At 39.8% G+C, this 18,359-nt stretch carries 35 protein-coding genes; 20 read left to right on the plus strand and 15 right to left on the minus strand.

The genetic code is table 11. The features are described from left to right. Nucleotides 1-4: 4 nt before the first annotated feature. The 4 genes from FTT88_RS00470 to FTT88_RS00480 are packed head-to-tail and all read right to left on the minus strand — an operon-like array spanning nt 5 to nt 1,171. Complete coding sequence (locus tag FTT88_RS00470) at nt 5-493, minus strand: recombination protein NinB (RefSeq protein ID WP_180173590.1); 489 nt, start codon at nt 491-493, stop codon at nt 5-7. A 12-nt stretch (nt 494-505) separates the two neighbouring features. Next, entirely contained in the window at nt 506-733 is a 228-nt protein-coding gene (locus tag FTT88_RS00475; RefSeq protein ID WP_180173591.1) for a hypothetical protein, read from the minus strand. Next, the gene (locus FTT88_RS17215) at nt 733-1,005 is read right to left on the minus strand and encodes a hypothetical protein (RefSeq protein ID WP_257232997.1); all 273 of its coding nucleotides are present in this window, start codon (nt 1,003-1,005) and stop codon (nt 733-735) included. Before FTT88_RS17215 ends, FTT88_RS00475 begins: the two co-directional genes overlap by 1 nt. Next, nucleotides 998-1,171 carry a hypothetical protein gene (locus FTT88_RS00480; RefSeq protein ID WP_171406580.1) on the minus strand — a complete coding sequence of 58 codons (174 nt, stop codon included), beginning with the start codon at nt 1,169-1,171 and terminating at the stop codon, nt 998-1,000. Before FTT88_RS00480 ends, FTT88_RS17215 begins: the two co-directional genes overlap by 8 nt. A gap of 260 nt (nt 1,172-1,431) precedes the next feature. Here FTT88_RS00480 and FTT88_RS00485 point away from each other — a divergent pair, with 260 nt between their 5' ends. Continuing rightward, on the plus strand, nt 1,432-1,683 hold the full coding sequence (locus tag FTT88_RS00485; protein WP_180173592.1) for a hypothetical protein: 252 nt from the start codon (nt 1,432-1,434) through the stop codon (nt 1,681-1,683). Between the two features lie 27 nt (nt 1,684-1,710). Beyond that, the gene (locus tag FTT88_RS00490) at nt 1,711-1,872 is read left to right on the plus strand and encodes a hypothetical protein (protein ID WP_180173593.1); all 162 of its coding nucleotides are present in this window, start codon (nt 1,711-1,713) and stop codon (nt 1,870-1,872) included. Nucleotides 1,873-2,237: 365 nt separating this feature from the next. Here FTT88_RS00490 and FTT88_RS00495 read toward each other — a convergent pair whose 3' ends face one another. From FTT88_RS00495 to FTT88_RS00535, 9 genes are all read right to left on the minus strand, one after another. Further along, entirely contained in the window at nt 2,238-2,663 is a 426-nt protein-coding gene (locus FTT88_RS00495) for an antitermination protein (protein WP_180173594.1), read from the minus strand. A gap of 9 nt (nt 2,664-2,672) precedes the next feature. Next, nucleotides 2,673-3,077: a DUF1064 domain-containing protein gene (locus FTT88_RS00500; protein WP_180173595.1), complete on the minus strand. Its 405-nt coding sequence runs from the start codon at nt 3,075-3,077 to the stop codon at nt 2,673-2,675. Next, entirely contained in the window at nt 3,055-3,312 is a 258-nt protein-coding gene (locus FTT88_RS00505) for a hypothetical protein (RefSeq protein WP_180004861.1), read from the minus strand. Before FTT88_RS00505 ends, FTT88_RS00500 begins: the two co-directional genes overlap by 23 nt. Nucleotides 3,313-3,541: 229 nt before the next feature. Further along, nucleotides 3,542-3,892: a hypothetical protein gene (locus FTT88_RS00510; protein WP_180005152.1), complete on the minus strand. Its 351-nt coding sequence runs from the start codon at nt 3,890-3,892 to the stop codon at nt 3,542-3,544. After that, on the minus strand, nt 3,889-4,158 hold the full coding sequence (locus tag FTT88_RS00515) for a winged helix-turn-helix domain-containing protein (protein WP_180173596.1): 270 nt from the start codon (nt 4,156-4,158) through the stop codon (nt 3,889-3,891). The genes FTT88_RS00510 and FTT88_RS00515 overlap by 4 nt, the downstream gene beginning before the upstream one ends. Beyond that, entirely contained in the window at nt 4,155-4,898 is a 744-nt protein-coding gene (locus FTT88_RS00520; RefSeq protein WP_180173597.1) for an ATP-binding protein, read from the minus strand. The genes FTT88_RS00515 and FTT88_RS00520 overlap by 4 nt, the downstream gene beginning before the upstream one ends. After that, nucleotides 4,895-5,788, minus strand: coding sequence for a hypothetical protein (locus tag FTT88_RS00525; RefSeq protein WP_180173598.1), 894 nt, complete (start codon nt 5,786-5,788; stop codon nt 4,895-4,897). The genes FTT88_RS00520 and FTT88_RS00525 overlap by 4 nt, the downstream gene beginning before the upstream one ends. Before the next feature lie 161 nt (nt 5,789-5,949). After that, on the minus strand, nt 5,950-6,225 hold the full coding sequence (locus FTT88_RS00530; RefSeq protein WP_180173599.1) for a hypothetical protein: 276 nt from the start codon (nt 6,223-6,225) through the stop codon (nt 5,950-5,952). Further along, entirely contained in the window at nt 6,222-6,410 is a 189-nt protein-coding gene (locus FTT88_RS00535) for a Cro/CI family transcriptional regulator (RefSeq protein WP_180004867.1), read from the minus strand. The genes FTT88_RS00530 and FTT88_RS00535 overlap by 4 nt, the downstream gene beginning before the upstream one ends. A gap of 77 nt (nt 6,411-6,487) precedes the next feature. On the opposite strand from FTT88_RS00535, the gene FTT88_RS00540 reads away from it, so the two are divergent. From FTT88_RS00540 to FTT88_RS00560, 5 genes are all read left to right on the plus strand, one after another. Beyond that, on the plus strand, nt 6,488-7,156 hold the full coding sequence (locus FTT88_RS00540) for a LexA family transcriptional regulator (protein ID WP_180113329.1): 669 nt from the start codon (nt 6,488-6,490) through the stop codon (nt 7,154-7,156). Between the two features lie 87 nt (nt 7,157-7,243). Further along, nucleotides 7,244-7,459, plus strand: a complete 216-nt coding sequence (locus FTT88_RS00545) for a KTSC domain-containing protein (protein WP_180113328.1) — start codon at nt 7,244-7,246, stop codon at nt 7,457-7,459. A gap of 53 nt (nt 7,460-7,512) precedes the next feature. After that, nucleotides 7,513-7,869: a DUF1304 domain-containing protein gene (locus tag FTT88_RS00550; RefSeq protein ID WP_180113327.1), complete on the plus strand. Its 357-nt coding sequence runs from the start codon at nt 7,513-7,515 to the stop codon at nt 7,867-7,869. A gap of 56 nt (nt 7,870-7,925) precedes the next feature. Continuing rightward, nucleotides 7,926-8,873, plus strand: a complete 948-nt coding sequence (locus FTT88_RS00555) for a hypothetical protein (protein WP_180173600.1) — start codon at nt 7,926-7,928, stop codon at nt 8,871-8,873. Beyond that, on the plus strand, nt 8,848-9,303 hold the full coding sequence (locus FTT88_RS00560; RefSeq protein WP_180173601.1) for a hypothetical protein: 456 nt from the start codon (nt 8,848-8,850) through the stop codon (nt 9,301-9,303). The genes FTT88_RS00555 and FTT88_RS00560 overlap by 26 nt, the downstream gene beginning before the upstream one ends. Nucleotides 9,304-9,364: 61 nt before the next feature. On the opposite strand, the gene FTT88_RS00565 is transcribed toward FTT88_RS00560, so the two are convergent. Next, nucleotides 9,365-10,066: a hypothetical protein gene (locus FTT88_RS00565; RefSeq protein WP_257232999.1), complete on the minus strand. Its 702-nt coding sequence runs from the start codon at nt 10,064-10,066 to the stop codon at nt 9,365-9,367. Nucleotides 10,067-10,240: 174 nt separating this feature from the next. Between FTT88_RS00565 and FTT88_RS00570 the strand changes: the two genes are divergently transcribed. The 13 genes from FTT88_RS00570 to FTT88_RS00630 all read left to right on the plus strand — a co-directional run bounded on the left by FTT88_RS00570 (nt 10,241) and on the right by FTT88_RS00630 (nt 17,166). Further along, the gene (locus FTT88_RS00570; protein ID WP_180173602.1) at nt 10,241-10,576 is read left to right on the plus strand and encodes a hypothetical protein; all 336 of its coding nucleotides are present in this window, start codon (nt 10,241-10,243) and stop codon (nt 10,574-10,576) included. 298 nt (nt 10,577-10,874) lie between these two features. Further along, complete coding sequence (locus FTT88_RS00575) at nt 10,875-11,825, plus strand: sensor domain-containing diguanylate cyclase (protein WP_180173603.1); 951 nt, start codon at nt 10,875-10,877, stop codon at nt 11,823-11,825. A 43-nt stretch (nt 11,826-11,868) separates the two neighbouring features. Further along, the gene (locus tag FTT88_RS00580; RefSeq protein ID WP_034171176.1) at nt 11,869-12,108 is read left to right on the plus strand and encodes a hypothetical protein; all 240 of its coding nucleotides are present in this window, start codon (nt 11,869-11,871) and stop codon (nt 12,106-12,108) included. A 346-nt stretch (nt 12,109-12,454) separates the two neighbouring features. Continuing rightward, the gene (locus FTT88_RS00585; protein ID WP_180122901.1) at nt 12,455-12,703 is read left to right on the plus strand and encodes a hypothetical protein; all 249 of its coding nucleotides are present in this window, start codon (nt 12,455-12,457) and stop codon (nt 12,701-12,703) included. Next, nucleotides 12,703-13,266, plus strand: a complete 564-nt coding sequence (locus FTT88_RS00590) for an Nmad5 family putative nucleotide modification protein (RefSeq protein ID WP_180173604.1) — start codon at nt 12,703-12,705, stop codon at nt 13,264-13,266. Before FTT88_RS00585 ends, FTT88_RS00590 begins: the two co-directional genes overlap by 1 nt. Continuing rightward, nucleotides 13,263-13,574 carry a hypothetical protein gene (locus FTT88_RS00595; RefSeq protein ID WP_180173605.1) on the plus strand — a complete coding sequence of 104 codons (312 nt, stop codon included), beginning with the start codon at nt 13,263-13,265 and terminating at the stop codon, nt 13,572-13,574. The genes FTT88_RS00590 and FTT88_RS00595 overlap by 4 nt, the downstream gene beginning before the upstream one ends. 1 nt (nt 13,575) lies before the next feature. Continuing rightward, nucleotides 13,576-14,556, plus strand: coding sequence for a YqaJ viral recombinase family protein (locus tag FTT88_RS00600; protein WP_180173606.1), 981 nt, complete (start codon nt 13,576-13,578; stop codon nt 14,554-14,556). Nucleotides 14,557-14,574: 18 nt separating this feature from the next. Further along, nucleotides 14,575-15,567 (plus strand): recombinase RecT, encoded by a 993-nt coding sequence (locus FTT88_RS00605; RefSeq protein WP_180173607.1) that lies wholly within the window; start codon nt 14,575-14,577, stop codon nt 15,565-15,567. A gap of 48 nt (nt 15,568-15,615) precedes the next feature. Next, a complete protein-coding gene (locus FTT88_RS00610) occupies nt 15,616-15,912 on the plus strand; it encodes a hypothetical protein (protein ID WP_257233000.1) in 297 nt (98 codons plus the stop codon). Then, nucleotides 15,912-16,277, plus strand: coding sequence for a hypothetical protein (locus tag FTT88_RS00615; RefSeq protein ID WP_180173608.1), 366 nt, complete (start codon nt 15,912-15,914; stop codon nt 16,275-16,277). The genes FTT88_RS00610 and FTT88_RS00615 overlap by 1 nt, the downstream gene beginning before the upstream one ends. After that, entirely contained in the window at nt 16,270-16,590 is a 321-nt protein-coding gene (locus FTT88_RS00620; protein ID WP_180173609.1) for a hypothetical protein, read from the plus strand. Before FTT88_RS00615 ends, FTT88_RS00620 begins: the two co-directional genes overlap by 8 nt. After that, a complete protein-coding gene (locus tag FTT88_RS00625; protein WP_180173610.1) occupies nt 16,587-16,886 on the plus strand; it encodes a hypothetical protein in 300 nt (99 codons plus the stop codon). Before FTT88_RS00620 ends, FTT88_RS00625 begins: the two co-directional genes overlap by 4 nt. After that, complete coding sequence (locus tag FTT88_RS00630) at nt 16,870-17,166, plus strand: hypothetical protein (protein ID WP_228129707.1); 297 nt, start codon at nt 16,870-16,872, stop codon at nt 17,164-17,166. Before FTT88_RS00625 ends, FTT88_RS00630 begins: the two co-directional genes overlap by 17 nt. On the opposite strand, the gene FTT88_RS00635 is transcribed toward FTT88_RS00630, so the two are convergent. After that, complete coding sequence (locus FTT88_RS00635) at nt 17,159-18,178, minus strand: site-specific integrase (RefSeq protein ID WP_180173611.1); 1,020 nt, start codon at nt 18,176-18,178, stop codon at nt 17,159-17,161. The two genes, FTT88_RS00630 and FTT88_RS00635, sit on opposite strands and share 8 nt — an antisense overlap. Nucleotides 18,179-18,359: the final 181 nt, after the last annotated feature.

Below are 18,359 nucleotides of genomic sequence, written 5' to 3' on the forward strand. Positions count from 1 at the left end.
AGAGTCAATCCTCATAACACCACTTCAAATCATCCGGCACAGTTAAATGCACATTCAACTGAGTCACAGCAAAGTCATGCACATAATTCAAATACTCGGTCATCTGCTTAACGCTTAATTTGGTTGTACTGCAAAGTCTTATCACCTGCTCTGCAATCACCCGGTATTCTTCACACTCATTCTGCTTAAGCATTGCAATCGCATTGCAGGTCTCAGAAAACTCTTGATCATCACGACGATAGATATAAATCAAGAACTTTTTCTTAAACTCGTAATGCAGTGAGTCTTTATCCTGACCAGTCTTTTTCTCTATATGGCCAAGCCACATCCAATACAAGCGATTCTGTGCAGTGGATCTGTCATCCTGTTTCTGATCAATCACCACCCTTAACGGCTTACCCTCATTAATCGCTTGAGTGTAATTGGTATGCATGAAGTTAATGGCTTTGGTGATGTCGGCATGTGACTGGATGGGAAACACGGCTTTTTGCATTTCCTACTCCTATTATCTTTTTGTCATTTTATCCAAATCACCAGACCAATATTCATGTTTACACTTCTTGCATACCCAAATACTGCGCGTCCAGCCCATTGCTATAATTTGATCACCATGAACTGTTTTGATTTTCTCGTACTCATGCTTGCAAGTTAAAAGCTGATAAATAACCACCACCATGCCAACTGGTAGCAACGGAATAATCAAGATGTTCGCAATTAATTTTCTTAAGTCCATCAAAACACCTCACCACCTTTTCGCATCATTAACTCGGTTTTAACCAACCACTTCTCAAACATGGCTTCACTTTCTGCCCGATTGCCTAATTCAAACCGATCAAACGCGGCATGGCATTTAAAACAAAGGGGAATTGTGAACTGGTCAGAACTTTTGATTGATCTACCCTTACCATGCTTCGCTGAATTACTGTGGGCCGCTTGTGAGTTTGGATTGCCACACCGCACACATGGCAGTTTTCTGATTTCAGCGAGTCGTTTTGGGCTACGCATATAAAGCTTCACGCAAATTCTTAATCCGCTCTTTCAGCTTAATCATGATTCCATCAATTGCCAGCATCTCATTTCGCGTCAAACCAGTGCGACTCAGATTCTGATATTTCGACAGCTCAGCACTGCAAAATTCTAAGTCGTGTTTTGCCTGTACTTTGTCTGTCATAGGTACCACCAAATAAGAAAAGAAAAACCCCATTAAATAATGGGGCTCCAGAACTAGTTGGTACGCTCAAAGGAAGACCGTCACAACGAAACATATCCACCTATTACGTGATATATGCAATATTATTTTACAAAGAAAATTTATATGTTCTTTTTTGCCATTAACTTTAAGTATCTAAAAATGCTTAAAATTAATACACCCCAATCATGATACTAATTTTCTAAATTTGGGATTTTCAAGAACTACCATAAGGATTAAATATGAAAAAATTACTTGCCATGTTAAGTTTTGCTGGCGTCACCGCTCTTGCCCATGCTGGCTTCACTACAGGACCAAATCCTAACCCATGGAGTGCATGGTATCTTTACCAATCAAATATTGGCAAATACCAAATTGAATGCGTTTATAAACGAGAGCGACTAGGCCCGAATGGGGGTTATAAAGACGTAGAAACTCAAAGACTTTGGACTGCCCGTTATCCATTTGGCAAGTGCCCTGATACTATTCAATAATAAAAAGGCGCTTAGGCGCCTTTTTTAATGGGTGACGGCATTCAATTTAAACCACTACGAATAAAAGGGCCGTCAATAGTTGCCTTGATATTTGCTTACACAAAAAACATTTCTCAGGGCATTAAAAAGGGTGTGGCAATTCGCCACGCCCTTGCCTTAGATTACGATATTGACCAGCTCGGCAACTGATCTACCGCTACTCACAATCACACACACCTAACATGCACGGTCTGCTTTACTTGCTTTCATTCTCTTTAAGGTCGGGTTGCCAAGCCCTAGTTCAATCCTCATTCGGGAAGTTTCTCGAAGGCATGTTCTATGAATTGGCTTTTCACAGGCAACAAAAAAGCCCATCAATTGATGAGCTCCAATGTGCAACGCTTCCTAAGTCGGGAGTGTCACAAGATAAACTTGCTAAACTGACCCGCAACGCTGGTTGCCAGCTTAGGTAAATTATAACAAATTTTTTGTACAAAAAAAGCCCACCGTTTGGTGAGCCTCTTTCAGATCAAGTGCTTAACTAACACTTCGACCACTTATAACACAAATTTAAACTAAGTGTGCTGCACTGTCAAGTCTGCCAATGCTTCTATTTTTCCATCCAAATAAGCAAGGCCTTTATCTATTGTTGATCTGACTGTTGCTTTGCTACAACTATGTGCCCCTGCAATACTTCCGTATGACCAATCCATTTCGTAATTTAATATTAAAAACCAAGCTCTTTCAGCTAAATACTCACGACTATCGTGATGCATCGCCGCTAGTAATTTACTTACCTCTACCGCTTCAAAATCTGAAATTTCACACGTTACAGATACCTTGCTTGACCGTGTTTTAGATTTATCATTTTTGTCAATTAGCACCGCCAATGGAGTGCTTATGTGATTTGGTTTTACTGAGCGTACCCACAATCCATACTGCTCAAGCCATTGGTGAGCTGAGCGTTTCGACCAATCCATTAAATTCACCATTGCATTCATCCCAATCCCTCAAACTTCTCTAATATCGATATCGTGTACTGTTTTCATCAAGTGTTTCTTATTGCGATAACTCGGTAAATTTCTCGTTCCCGGCGACTTCACATCCTCAACAATGAATTTCCCGTTTTCGATGTATGTGAAATCCGCGTAATACCTCAATTCAGGTTTTGCCCTTTTCTCGCCTTCCAATTTCACCTTAGGTGCCAAAACAAATTTGACCTGACACCGTAACTCTGAAATTTCACCCCTCTGCATTCGCGCTGTAAGCTCGATATAGCGCTTGTACTCTTTGACGCTATCAAACTTCATTCCATCCTTTTCAATGCGCTGTGAGTTAAATTTGCTGCGCACTGACTTGGGTTTAGTCTTGGGCGCATATTGTTTACGGTATTCAGCGAGTGAGATGCTGGTCACTGTTGCCTCGCTCTAAAACAATCTTGACAGCTTCAACAACTTGCTCGCACGTCCAACCATCTCTTGGAGACAATCCATTCACCCCATGAAGCATGCCTGAGATTTTTCGCATTGACTTTTCGAAGCGATCTTTACGCACCACTTCACCTGAAGCATCAAATTCAAGATCTTCAAGTTTTGCGTCTTTAAACTGCGGCAGGCGAATATCACGCTCTGTAACGTGGTTTTTACTCATATCTCAATCACCCTCGTCGTCGGCGCTATATGATTAGCAATGTCACTTACATAGTCCGTGCGGTCGTGGTCTGCGATGGCAGAACGTAGATCGGAAATTAAGTAACTTTGCTGCCCTGTCATGTTAGGAAAGCTCAGCATTGAAATGTGGTACTCGTTTCGAGTGATCCAAAAAACCGCCCACTCAGGCGCACCCGCCACAATTTCCCGCATTTGTTCGATTGTTAGGTTCACTGGCATGACTCCACGTCTGCGATGGCTTTACGAAACTTTCCAATATTTACTGTTTTGTCTCTTACACCTGAATTACCCAAAGTCCAAGAGTAAAAATGATCATCGCTTGGCGCATTAGCTACGATTTCTTTTGATTTTTCCAAACCATGAATGCCTACCAAATCACGACTTGCAATCAGATTTTCCAAGTCAACAATAGATATAAATTCACTGTGTGATGGGTATGATCTTTTAACCTCTAAATCCCTTAAATCCAGACATGCAAAGCACCAATTGAGTGGCGTTTCTTCAACAATTTTGGAGGTTTCATCCCAACCATGTTTTTTCACAAATTCGTTTGCTTTCATCCCATCACCTCAAATAGTTGCTTTGCCTTTTTGGTTAAAAAATATCGCGCATCGCTTCTGTGCCACCCAGCATCTAGCACCCGACTCACATATCCTGCACGCTCTAAGCCTTTTAAGTACCTTTGCGCGCTTCTCAGACTTAAATCAGGCAATACTTGTTCTCTTAGTTCAGAGGTTGATGCGACTGGCGTGGTTTGAATGGCTTGCAAAACCGCAATAACGCGCTCAAAAACTGCAATTTGATTTACTTCGGTTTTATCCTTCACACCCCACCTCCTACACGCTGATCCGCCCAATTGCATTCCACTGTGACCAGGCCATCATGCTGAAAACGAGACCATAAACGATCCCCCAAATCCTTTTGCAACTCAGCCATCGTCATGTTCGAAATCAACATCGTTGGCTTTGCTGTGTCATAACGCGCATACAAAACTTTGTGCACAAGCTGCAACCGATTTTCATGACGGTCATGCAAGCCATATTCATCAAGAATTAACAGGTCATATTCGGTGAATCGGTGAATTGCGTTTGATTCATTGTCATCTACTTTTTTCCACGCATTCGCAATCTCATTACCCATATCTTCCGAAGTGATGTAACGCGCATATTTGCGTGATTCCAAGATGTTCCGAGCTACAGCGCATGCCAAATGTGTTTTGCCTGTGCCCGTACGACCCACCATAATCAAATTGCGGTTAACGCCTTGCTTAAAATCTTTTGTGAATGCAGTGCAGTGTTGCTTTGCGCTTTGCTGACCAATGTTTTTTACGATGTAATCTTTGAAGCCGCTATTCGCATGACGAGCTGGTAACTTAGCCCCTTCAAAATGCTTTTCACGAACCATGCGATTTACTTCAACCTCGTGATCCTTGTGAGCTTTGTTTAAAATCTCTGAAGCGCATTGCTTGCAAATTGCTGTTTGTCCAACTCGAACTTTTTGAACCTTGTGAGCTTCACAAAACTCAGTGCTCATATGAATTTTTGTATTCAGGATTGATGCGTTCATACCAAATCCTCCAATTCAACGTTGTCACTGGCAGGTGCGTACTGCTGAACTTCACCCCATGCATCGTTTACGTTTCGTGAATTTTGTTTTGCAGAAATACGGCCTGTAGATTTTTTAACTTCACGCTCGGCCTTAGCCAGTTGTTTTTCAAATTCCTGAAAAATCCACTGTGCAAACTTCCGAAGTTTTTGGTTATCAGTGAGCTGGTGATTGTTTTCATGGTGAGTATTAAAATTCCCAAGATGGAATTGAAAATCTTCCATGCTTAAGATTTCAGAAACTCGTTGAGAATATTTTGTGGTTCTCAAGGCAATCGCCAGTTGTTCAAGATCTGGTTTCCAATGATCGCTTCCTGAAAAATCTGCTTGCGCGTTTGTGTGTGTATTCTCTTGTTCCTGCTCCTGTTCCTGCTCTTGGCTTGCAAGGGGCTTCGAAGGGGCTTCGTTTTTAACTACTTTTTTAACTGTATTTTGACGTTTTTCAGTCATGCAAAAAGCTTGACTGTATTTATCGTAAAAGCTTGCTAGATAAGGGTTTGAAGGTAAAGAGTTGTATTCGTTTTGAACACCAACACTACGCTTATCAGTACTCTTTAATTTGTCAGCAATTTGGAAGCGAGCCATTTCATGCACCCACACCATTTCGGAAGCGTGGTCATAACTGCAAAAACCTGCTTCACAAGCCCATTGAAGCCCCTTCGAAGCCCCTTCCATGCCTAAGCCTGTTTCATGAGCTACATATAAAAGTGGCATGTAGTAAAGCCCCAACATATTGGCGTGAGGGCTAGTCATTAGATACATAGACACCACTAAAGACTCGGGACATTGTCTCAACTGTTTACCAGTCGATCCTGTCCAAAAGTGTGGTGATACTTTTCCGTATTCGCGCATAGCTTCTAAGCTCCTTCGAAGGGGCTTGTAAGGGTTAAACCACTGATGAAATGAATATTTTTAGGGCTTAGACATTTGCCCCATTGGGGCTGTTGTGCTAAATTAGATTTCATATTCAATGACTCCTGTTATTTGAATTACCAAAAGCCTGATCTAGACCATCAGGCTTTTTCTTTGCCTAAATCCTTGCAAATCCCTTCCGATCCCTCTAGAAATTCAACCTCTGTACTTAAATCCCGCAACAAAGCTGATACTCCCAAGCGCTCGAATGATTTTGCTTGTAAATTAAGTACATGCCACTCACCTGCTATTTCTTTTTCAAGTAAATAAGCAAGGTACTGTGCAAGATCTTTTCCTTTGATATTTGAGAGAACCTTTGCACGTTCATGGTTCTCAGGAGACAAGCGAACATGTGTAGATTTTTTATCAAGACTCATAAGCACACCTCTGTTTGGCGCTTAAGTGGAACTTTTCCGCTTGCTAAGTCGCGAATCTGATATTCACGTGCAAGTGGTATTTTATTTTCTGGCCATTGGTAAACAGCTGGCGGCTTGATTCCAAGCATTTCAGCCAACTCAACACCATTAACGCCAAGTAGCTCAAAAGCTTCTTGTCTGGTCATTTCGCACACCTTAAAAATAAGATTTCTTAGTATTTAATCAAAGAAAACTTATAAAAGCAATATGTAAGATAACTTATATGGAAAATCAAACTATTGGTCAGCGTATACGTGCGCTTAGACGCTCAAAAAAATTAACTCAAGCGCAATTAGCTAAGATTGCAGGTGTAAGTTCGCCTGCTGTCACGGAATGGGAAAAGGATAGTTATTTACCTAAAGCAGCTTCTCTTGATGCAATAGCAAATGAATTAGGTGTTTCTACTGAGTACATTCTTACCGGTAAAGGCGAGCCTTGTAGCACTTTTGGAAATGTAACACCTGTTGTGTCAAAGATGGCCCCAGTACTTTCATGGGTTCAGGCTGGCGTATTCACCAGTGTTCAAGCTGTCGATATGTCTCAAGTAGAGGAATGGCTTCCACTTCCTGAAGAATGCACCAACTGTTTTTACTTAAAGGTTCAAGGCATTAGTAACAATCCTGATTTCCTTGAGGGTGACTATATTCTTGTTGATCCTGATGTTTATTACAGTGACATGCAGTCTGGTGACATGATTGTTGTAAGAAGACTTGAAGACGCTACATTTAAAAAATTGGTAATTGAGACTGATGGATCTAGATACCTTCAAGCACTAAATCCAAACTTCCAACCTAATATCATTCCTTTAGATGAGGATTGCCATTTTGTTGGTCAGGTTGTTGACTGTATTCGCTATACATATCGCGCTAAGCGTAGAACAAGAATGAATTAAGACGTATTACCCAAGCATGAATGTGCTTGGGTTATTGGGTTGTTTAATCAAAATAACTGACTCATATCCACTATAGGGAAACATGATATGCAAACAATTGAGATCAATTCCCACAAGATTAGCCGCGTGTCTTATCAGTGGCATCTATTAACAGTGGAAATGAAGACTGGCGAGAGGTTTATTTATAAGCTCCTTGAAGCCAGCACGTTTCAAGATTTTGTTAATTCAAAAGATAAAGATAAATTTTATAAAAGCCATATTGAGGCGAATAAGAAATTTAAGCGGATTCAGCTTTTTGGATAAAAAACTCATTTTGGTTAATTTCATAACCAAAATTACAAAATGGATGTGAAATTATGATTTCGAAAATACTAATTCTTTTGATTGCACTACTACATGTATACATTTTGATTTTAGAAATGTTTTTATGGCAGACACCCAAAGGGATGAAAGCCTTTGGTAATACACCAGAAAAGGCCCAAATAACTAAACCACTTGCTCAAAATATGGGGCTTTATAATGGTTTTTTAGCTGCTGGCTTATTGTGGGCGGCTATTGCTCCAGCAGAACTTCAACAAAGTTTAGCCTTCTTTTTTCTTGGCTGCGTTTTGGTTGCCGGTGTCTACGGCTCAATTACAGCAAGTCGGAAAATTTTATTCATACAGGCCATACCTGCGCTAGTAGCAATAATATCGGTGATTATAGGTTTCTAAAACTGCGAACCCGACGCAGGGCTTTGATCGGGGGTTAGATATTTAGGGGATTTAAAATGGCTATCGCAAAATTACGTGCATTTGAAATAATTAATTCAGACGTTAATAAAAAACAATCGGATCTTGGGGAAAAATTAAGAGTCAAGCTACAAACATCTATAGAGGTTAATGAAAGGCGTATGCTTCTCAATGCAGAAGATCCGCAAAAAGAGGAAGATTTAATATCTGATTTTGCAAAAAATAGCTCTACTGGAGATCCTATTTTCTGCACTATGCTCAGAGTAGCTTTGGGAAATAATGTTCAGCATATTGATGGCACATTGTTTTCTAAGAAACATTTCACAATTGCTGATTTAAATAGCAGTGTCGTGAATGCTGAGGCAATCTATAAAAACCATTATTATTTTTCAGTAAATAATAATTTTCTCATAACAAATATGCCAGGCAATTTAACAATTACCCGCTTACAAACTTATTTAAATTGGTTGTTAAATGATTTGTATGAGGTAAATCCTTTAGTGGCTGAGGATGCGATGCCTGAACTATCAAACATTAAGGATATTACTGTTAGAGATCCAGTTACAGGAGGAGATATTACCCCAAATGCAGCCAAACCCACATTTGGCAAAACATTCAATATTGGGAAAGTTGCATTAGATTTAGTTAAAGGAGCCCTAAACGACACTAAGGACATATCTGACCATCAGCTTGAACAGATGATCTCCGCAAAACTGGTCATTGAGTTTAAAAAGCCCAAAAAAGATGATGATGAGCAAATTAGAAGAGCGTTTGGTGCGCTATTGAAACCTGTAGCTGACTTGGATAACTTTGAATTTCTAACAAGAAATAATAAAAAAATTATCAAAGGTAAAAAAATATTGAGAACAAAAGAGGTTACTATAGAAACTACAGATACAAACCTATTCAACGAGGCTCAGCTATCACAAGAGATGAATAGATTTATTAGAGAATTGGAAAATGAACGTAAAAAAGCTACTGCTTAATGTTTCAATTTTTTTGGCGATTTCAGTTGCTGTAGGCTCTCTTGCGTCAAAATCCCCTGATTCCTCTCTTTTAAATACTATTTATACGGTTGCTGGAATCATGTTTTCAATCGGCATGGGTATCTTATGCACACTCAATCCAGATAGGGTAAAAAATGATGCTTATTACAAAGCAATTAAGTCTAATTTATTAGATGTTAGAAACTCATATCTGGTGTACTTTTTTATAATATCTGGCATGTATTTGACATACCAAATTTTTCCAACTGCTAGCTTTGTTGTGGAAATAAGAAACTTAGAAATAATTTTTAATCTAGCTTTTGCTGCTATGTTGTTAAATATTCTTGGGATTTTATATTTTATTGCCAACTTTATAGCAATACAAAAACTAGGATTGAACATTTCTGATCAAACAAGGGGTCTGGATTAAAACTTCCTGACTAAACTCCTTCCAACCCACCCTGCGGTGGGTTTTTTGCCATTTTTCAAATTTAATCTAAAAATGAATATGCTTGTTCTAATCCATTTTGATCACCGTGATCACGCATATATTCTATATTGTTTTCTTCAATACCATCAGGGTTACCTCTCACATAACCACCTACTTCCGTTCCATCACTGCGCGTATATCCTTCTACTGAATGGTAACCAGAATTTGAGGAAGAATAGTTATATGACTCATCAGAGTAAGACTCATCATCCTCATATTCAACAACTTCGTCATAGTCTTCTTCATAATAGTCATCCTCTACATATTCAATCTGTTCCTTCTTCTCAGTAATATCAACTTTGATATCATTTGCTTGTAAATTTTTATCCTCTTTTAATTCTTTCAACTTGTCTTCTATCCATACAATTAATGGCTTTTTAAAATTATCAACACTTACATCTGACCATTTATTGTTTTTATTGTATAGAAATGAGAAGAAAAATAAAAAATAGAATAAATATATTGATAAAAAAATAATAAGTAAAAAAATCTTTAACCAATATATTTTATTATATCTAAATGCTAAGAAGTAATAACAGATAAGACATGATGCCAGCAAAATTGCACTAAAAAAATTAAATAAGCTCAGTGTAAGACCATCCAAAAATACAAAAAATGGTAGAAAAATAAGAGTAACTAAAATATAGAAATCGTTATTATATGTACTACTATTTCCGTCAGAGAGCATAAGTTCTTCTAGCATTATCAAGGACAACACAAGATATTGTTTTTAAAAAATTTAATCAATGCTATTGGATGATTTATTATCGTGTTTGACGATAAATTTTCACAACCTAGCCACCCCACTCCAAGTGGTGATTTTTCTTTTATCAATTTCCGCTTATAATTCACTCACCAATAACAACAAAACCAAACCATGAAAACAAAGATATTCACTACCCTACTCTTATCTTTGACTTTTACCGGCTGCCAGAAGCAACCAGATGAAGGTGTAGATCCAATTGCCACCGCTACAGCTTTTGAGAACTCAGACAATATTCTTAGCAAATATCTGGAAAAGTTAGATTCAGAGTTCACCACTCAAGATGTGCGGATTAAAATTTTATGCAGGGATTACCCGCGCGAGTATCAAAAAAACTATATGCCTAACTTGTTGAAGCTCTCACCAGGTGAATACTCTGAAGCTGTGCTTTTGGCTGATATGGATTTGGTTTTGGATCACTACAAAGAGAAAGATGCTATTCAGTGCTAAAGCTTTCTTACTTCTGAAATATTAAATCTTTATATTGGACTTAAGACCTCTCATGACCAGGTCTGTAATAACTAAGTAAAGCATCACTAACCCGGCTCTATGTCGGGTTTCCTTTTGTGTTGTAGTTTTTTTAAAAACTCCTCTCTAACTTATGGAATATTCAGCAATTTGGGTTAAAGTGAATTAAATTTTCGAATAATTGGTAAGCGAATCAGCTTCAAATTACAATGAATAATTTTGTAATTTAGAAATTATGGTTTTGTTGCTCCTCTCTTTGTACAAACAGCGAGTTCACTTAATGGATAATATTAGCTTTAAGAACTTTGAAGAAGCAGGTCAAGCTATTTTAAAATTCTTATCTCAACGCTTTGGCTTCAAGTTATGGATGATTACGCGTACGGAGGGTGATGACTGGATCGTGCTACTAAGTGAAGATAATGGCTATAACGTTAAGCCAGGGCAAGTGTTTCATTGGGCAGACTCCTTCTGCTGGCACATGGTGCAAAATAATGCACCTCGCATTGCCCCTTACTCGCCCGACGTTCCGGTTTATACAGATGCGCCAATAAATAAACTTGTCACTATTAAAGCCTATATCGGCCAACCTCTTTTAAAAGAAGATGGCTCCTTGTTCGGCACTCTCTGTGCAATTGACCCTGAACCTCAGTCTAAAGTCCTTGTTGAGGATGCTCCATTATTTGACCTTATAGGAAAGGTGCTCAGTTACACGATTCAAGCTGAATTAAGAGTAACTGAACATATACGTAAAGCTGAACGTTTTGAAATGGAAGCATTGTCTGATCCAATGACTGGACTTTATAACCGTCGTGCTTGGGATCGATTAGTTGAGTTAGAAGAAGAACGGTGTAAACGATATGGTCACCCTACTGCTGTGCTTATGATTGACCTAAATGATCTAAAGATCACCAATGACAATCTAGGACATGCTGCTGGTGATGAGCTAATCAAAAGAATGGCTGTAGCTTTAAAAGGCATAGTACGTAGCAATGATATTGTTGCTCGCTTGGGTGGTGATGAATTTGCTGTACTTAGTATCGAAACTAATCTTCAGAATGCCGAGAAGCTTGTAACAAGAATTCAAAATGCTTTTGCGAAAGCTGAAGTTAGTGCGGCAATTGGTCTTGCAATGCGAAATCCAACATACGGCCTATCAGCAGCTGTCATAGAGGCAGATGAAAAGATGTATCAGGATAAAATCCTAATTAAAGCTAATAATAATAATCAATAAAAATCCGCATACCCGAGCGGCTCTTGGATCGGGTGGAGAACTTATGCTTGAATTAATTGTTATTGATATATCTGAAACTAAACCAAAATCACTCTATGCTAGACAATTCAAAACCCATCCTCGCGTAGGTGAATGGATTGAAATAGATGAAAATGACGAAGGGGTTTTATATGAAGTTGTTAAGGTTGCTCACTCGACAAATGGTGGTGATTCAGATTTATACGTAAAGCCTCTAGGACTAACTTATGAAGTTGTTGGGAATCTTTGTGGTAAAAGTGATTAGCGATATTTAAATGGTTTTCGCTTAAATCATTAGGATTAGTAATTAAAACACCGATAAGTTTCACCCCGGTTAGTGGAGATGAATCCATTACCTCTATTAACTGACCTTCTTTTGTAATACCAATCATTCTAATGACTCCATCCAACCCATCGCTGTGATGGGTTTTCTTTTGTCTATTAAAACACAAAAAATAAGTTTTCAAAGAATTAAAATAAGATTTCTTATAAATACTATTGACTATAAAACTAAGTTTTCTTATATTTATCTCACAGACAACAAAAAGCCCCAGCGTTGCGCAAACAACCTGAGGCGTGACCCACAACCTAACCTCGTGAGTGATTCAATTATGGAACAACAATTTTCACATAGCAATACACCAGAGTTTACTTCTAACAAAAGCCAAACATCTGCGCGTCTTTACCAACACCCTACAGCTGAAGAAATGAAGCCCTCTAAAGCTAAAAAACGTATTGGTGATTTCTTCGCTATCGCCCTGCTCATTTCAATCTTCTTTGGATTGGTGCTAATGGCTTTCTATAAGCACGCAGAACAAATGGATCGTCAGGCTGTTGTGGCAATTAAGGGAGGTGTGTGATGAGTCGTTTAACAAATCAAATTCGTCAGTCAATGCTTAACACTGTTTTAGACCATGCATTTACAGCAAAACAGCAAGCGGCGGATAAGAACAAAATTGCAGCAGGCGAAAAGGTCTACACTGATATTTACGGCCCTTATTTGATCGCTATGGAGAGCCTGCCAAAAGAATTTCTCCCTAAAGCATCTAGCTTCTACATCGCTATTGGTGGTCAAAAGCACAAGGTTGATCTTAGTGAGAGTCGATTGATCGGCAAAGGACATTATGATCGCTATAACAGCGGTGCAAAGCTCTATGTTGGTGATGAGCAAGTTGCTCAGGAGTTTATGAAGGCTGTTGAGGTTGTTGGTGATATTAAATCTCAGCGAGATCAGATGCACAGAGAAGTGAATGCTGTTCTAGAAAGTGTTCACACTTTTAAAAAGCTATGGGAAGTTTGGCCTGAATCAAAATCATTGCTTGAAAAGTTTGAACAAAAACCAGCAATAGCAATTCTTCCTGCTGTTCAAGTTAATCGCTTGAATGCAGCCTTGGGGTTGCCTGTAGATGAGGTGCCAGCATGAACATCAAAGCAAATTTTAACTCTTTTTGTGTCGCTGCTGTTTCTTCAGACGTGAATGTACCTCTCAAACCTGAGCTCTTAGCAACACACCATATTTTGCAAGATGGGCAGATTTGTCTCTTTCGTAATGACACAAAGCCAAATCAAAAGCTAGTTAATGGTGTTTGGGTTGATATGTATGAAGATGCAAATGTAGCAAGTTGGGCTTCTCGAATTAATCAAAAACCAGTGGTTAGAAACACTGTAAAAGTTCAAGCCTCGCCCATTCACCCAATTAAAAACGTGCCTGGCGCGTACCAAGGGGATTGATATGAACACACAAGTTAATGTGAAGGAAATTGAAAACGCTCGTCAAGAATGGCTTGCTTCTCGTCGCCTTGGTGTTGGTGGGTCTGATGTTGCTGCAATCCTAGGTTTAAGCAAATACAAGTCTCCATATCAGTTGTGGTTGGATAAGACCAATCGTGCTGACTTGAATGACTCTGAAAGTGAGCCTGCCTACTGGGGTAACCAGCTTGAAGATATTGTTGCTAAAGAATACGCAAAGCGAAATGGTGTGAAGATCCAACGCGTGAATGCCACGATTAAAAATCCTGAACACGACTGGATGATTGCCAATATTGACCGCGCCATCATTAACCCTGAAATCTCCGGCAACGTCCGCATTAAAGACGGCAAGCTTACAACTGATCGTATTCTTGAGTGTAAGACTGCAAACCAATATTTGGCAAAGCTTTGGGGCGATGAGCAATCGGAACAGGTGCCAGATTACTACCTCACCCAATGTCAGTGGTATATGGGAAATACAGGTGCATCTATGTGTGGACTTGGTGTGCTGATTGGTGGGCAGAAGTTCCGTAGCTATCAAATTGCTTTTGATGCTGAGCTATTCGCAATGCTTCAAGAGGAATGCTCAAAGTTTTGGTTTGAGCATGTGCAAGCAGACATGCCGCCTGCTCCCACGACTTTTGATGATGTTTTACATCGTTGGTCACATCACAACGCTGACCAAGCCTTAACTGCTGATGATGATCTAGTAGAAACCATTGCTGAATATAAAGACCTAAACGCCACGATCAAAGAAGCCAGTGGTGAGTTAGATACCCTCAAGCTACAAATCTGCACCCGCATGGAAGATGCGGAGATGATTATTGCTGAGGAAAAGCGTCTAGCAACATTCAAATACCAAGAACGCAACACCCTGGATAGTAAAGCACTGAAAGCCGCTCACCCGGATATTTACGAACAATTTATGAAGACTTCAAGCACTCGCGTGCTGCGCATTAATTAAGATTTAAGGTAGAAGAATATGAACTCAATTGTTAAAACAGGCCAAAACGCTGCCGTTAATTTCTTAACTCCGAACAACCTTCAAGAAGCAATGCAAATTGCAGAGCTTTTGGCTGGCTCCGACATCGTGCCGAAGGACTACCAGCGCAAGCCTGGCAACATCCTTGTCGCTATGCAGTGGGGTGCTGAAATTGGCTTACAGCCATTACAAGCTATGCAAAACATTGCCGTGATTAATGGTCGCCCTTCTATCTGGGGTGATGCAATGCTTGCCCTAGTTCGTGGATCCGGTCTGCTCGATTTCATCCGCGAGGAAATTTCCGAAGATGGTCAAAAAGCCACTGTAACTGTGAAGCGGAAAAATGAAGAACCAGTTGCTTCAGTATTCACAATGGAGGATGCGAAAAAGGCAGGTCTATCAGGTAAACAGGGGCCTTGGACGCAGTATCCAAAACGCATGTTAAAGCTACGTGCGCGTTCCTATGCCCTGCGTGACGTGTTCCCGGATGTGCTCAAGGGCATGGCAATTGCTGAGGAGGAAAAAGATAAGGAAATTGATATTACTCCCACTGCACCAGAAACCAGTACAACGAAGGCAAATAGCGGATCGTCATCGCTGAAAGCGCGCATGGCCAAAAAGAAAGATGCTGTCGAGTCGGTTGCTACAGAAATTGACCTGACCCCGTACTACCAGCGTATTGATAACGCCACCTCCCTAGATGAGCTTAATCAGATTGGTGCTGATATTGCTGCCCTGAATCTTGGTGAGCCTGCCAAGTCTGAGATTGGGAATGTGTTTAAAGCCAAGCGCGAAGAACTTAAAGCTAGTCAAGCATTCCCTGCTGAATCCATTCAGGCTGTTATTGGTGAGATTAACGACGCTGCTGATTTGGAATCGCTTAACGCAATTATGGCTTCACGATTTGAACCCTTCACGGCTCAGATGACTGAAGGGCAGATCAGTCAGATCAATTCTGCGTATGAAGCTCAAGAAGCAGCTTTGACACCTTGAGCATGGACGATTGCACCCTTCGGGGTGCTATTTAGGAGTGAAAGCAGCATGAAAATTAAAGAAGGTGGCGTGATGGAAAATCAAAAATTATGGGCAGTCAATATTCCCGAAGAACCTGATTCAGAAGAAATTTTATACCCTGTTCCATCAAAAGAATTGGGTGAGCAAGTTGTTCAACGTTTGCGTAGAGAGGCTATTGAAGCATTTGAAACAGTTGGTGAGTGCATTGCTGAAGCGGTCACTCTTGAGGAATGGAATCTTTCCGCTGATGAACATTCTAAATATTTGGAAGAAAACCCTAATTGGTGGAATGAAACTACCTTTTTAGATGATGAGGTGGCGTGATGGATATTAAAGAATCAAAAGAGCTGTCATTTGATACACAGGATTTTCCAAAAGAGGTTTGGGTGTTTGATGCTGACAACCTGGATCAAGGTACTGAAATCAGTCATTTGATGATGTCGCATGCTGAACAGTATACCAAAGATGAGCTTCTGGAAATCTGTCGCCAGGCTTCAATGGTGATTGATCAACTTCGAGCAGAATTAGCCAAAGCCCAAGCGGTGCCGGAAGGTTATCAACTGGTAAAAAAAGAATTAAACGCTGAATTAATGTATGCGGTAGCTGGGACTGATGATATCAATGAGCATCTGTGGGTTGAGCAGATTTATAAAGGTCTATTGAAAGCACAGGAGCCTGCCAATGACTGAAATCCAACAAACAAACATTCAGGTGGCCAACTTCATCATTGATCAGCTGTATAAAGAGAAGCCTTTCAATTTGGTTTTGAATGCAGGTCAGACCGGCTCATTATTCAATATTGCAGCTGCTACCGATCTTAGTCGTGGAATGGGTGGTTTTATTGATAGCTTAGTGATGGCACTGCATAAGCGTGTGAGCAATGGTACTGGTGTGATTCTTAAAGTTGGTGAAGATGCTGATCTGTATTACCACATGCTGTCGTCATATATCGCGAAGTTTGATCAGTATGGCGTGGTGAAGGCGTTGGGAGAGGTTTCATGAATGCAAAAGAATTTATTCAAAAGTTTGGATGGAATGATGCGAGAGTCTGCATTCTAAACTGTGCATGCCCAGAGGATCGATGGTTTATGCGGCGTGGTGACTTGGTTTCAGATCAGGATTTTGATGACCTAAAACACTTAGTCGAGTCCTATGAGTTGGTTGAACAATTTGGCGGGCTAGAGAAAGCAATGGATGCAGTAATCAATCAAGAGGCGAATAGTCGCCCTATGAGTCAATTGGCTCAAGCCATCGCAGATGTAGAAAGTTGTATGGAGGTGAATGATGGGAGCACTTAAGTACACCATTACTGTTGAAGCTGATGTTGAGCCTCAGCTTTATCTTGGACAGAGCATCTTTGGTGGGAAAATTGTTCAACTTAAGATGGAGGATTTGCCCGCTTTGGTTCCAGTGTCGTGGTTGGTTGAGAAATATGGATTAACCAAAACCACAATCATCAAAAAGCTTGAAGGCTATAACCAAGGAACTGAAGGTAAGCATCTTTATGAAACCAAGGTGGCCATGATGATCCTATCAAAGCCACAAAGAAATAAACGCGGATCAAAACGGGTCAATTAGACCCGTTCAGCATCTCACTGATTTCGCTTGCTGTGGGATTATAATAAGTATTAATCAAGATACCGGCAGTCTTGTGACCGGTAATTTTCATTAGAATCTCAATTGGCACCTTTCTCAATTTAACTAATCTAGTAATTCCTTCATGTCGAGTATCATGGAAATGTAGTTCCTTTATATTTGCCTTTTTCACCCTTTTGCTAAACGTATTTTGAAAAGTGCTGCTACTTATCTCAATTAGCTTGTCGGATCCATTGTCTGGAATTAATTTTAATAACTCTTTCGCACTATCCATTAATGGCACATCACGCGAGTGGCCATTCTTGGTGTCAGGCAGATGGATATAGTCTTTATGGATATTCGACCTTTTAATAGATAGTATCTCCCCTTGCCGCATAGTTGTTTCAATAGCGAAAAGAAAAGCCCAGGCAATAAAATGCTGTATCTCGGTTGGGATCTGCCCTCTCGCATAATTATGAGCTTCTAGCACCAAATCAATTTCAGCATTGCTTATGCGTCGATTTCTTGATTTTGGCTGAGATGGTTTGCTAACCATGGAGAACGGATTGCTTTCAATAAGGAAGAGTTCTTTCTGTGCATAGGTAAAGATGGCAGAAAATAAAGATATATCACGAAGCACAGTACCAACACTCACATTTTTTAGTCTTGAGTTGCGCCAGTCGGTCAGAATTTGTGGGGTAATGTCGTGCACTGACATTTCCGAGATAACAGGATAGGTATCAAGAAACTGCTTGATTGAGATTCTAATGGTTCGGCTAGATTTCTTATGCCTTCCAATTTCCTCATAGTACTTATGCATTAATGCGGAAAATGGATAATGTTGTTTGACTTCGCTTTGATTTTTATTTTGCTCAGTTTTCAATTCTAGAATTTTGAGCATGGCCCATTTCTCACACTCCTTTTCAGTATCTCGCGTAGCACTAATGCGCTTACCATTAAACATCAGTTCAATGCGGTATGACTCTCCACGTTTCCTTGCTTTTGGTAGTTTCATTTCTGGCGTAATCTTGGCGTAAATAGTCTTTCATCTTAACTTATTTTTTGTCCAAAGCGTCCAATATGTTCAATTAGAATGGATTTAAGAAGAAGTTTTTAAGGTGGATCATGTTATTCATTTTTATTTAATTTGTTGTTTTATATAGTCTTATTAAAAAACCCTATAGAATATTATTATA

Origin of the sequence: Acinetobacter sp. YH01024, assembly GCF_013420195.1 — a bacterium.
Taxonomy (GTDB): domain Bacteria; phylum Pseudomonadota; class Gammaproteobacteria; order Pseudomonadales; family Moraxellaceae; genus Acinetobacter; species Acinetobacter amyesii.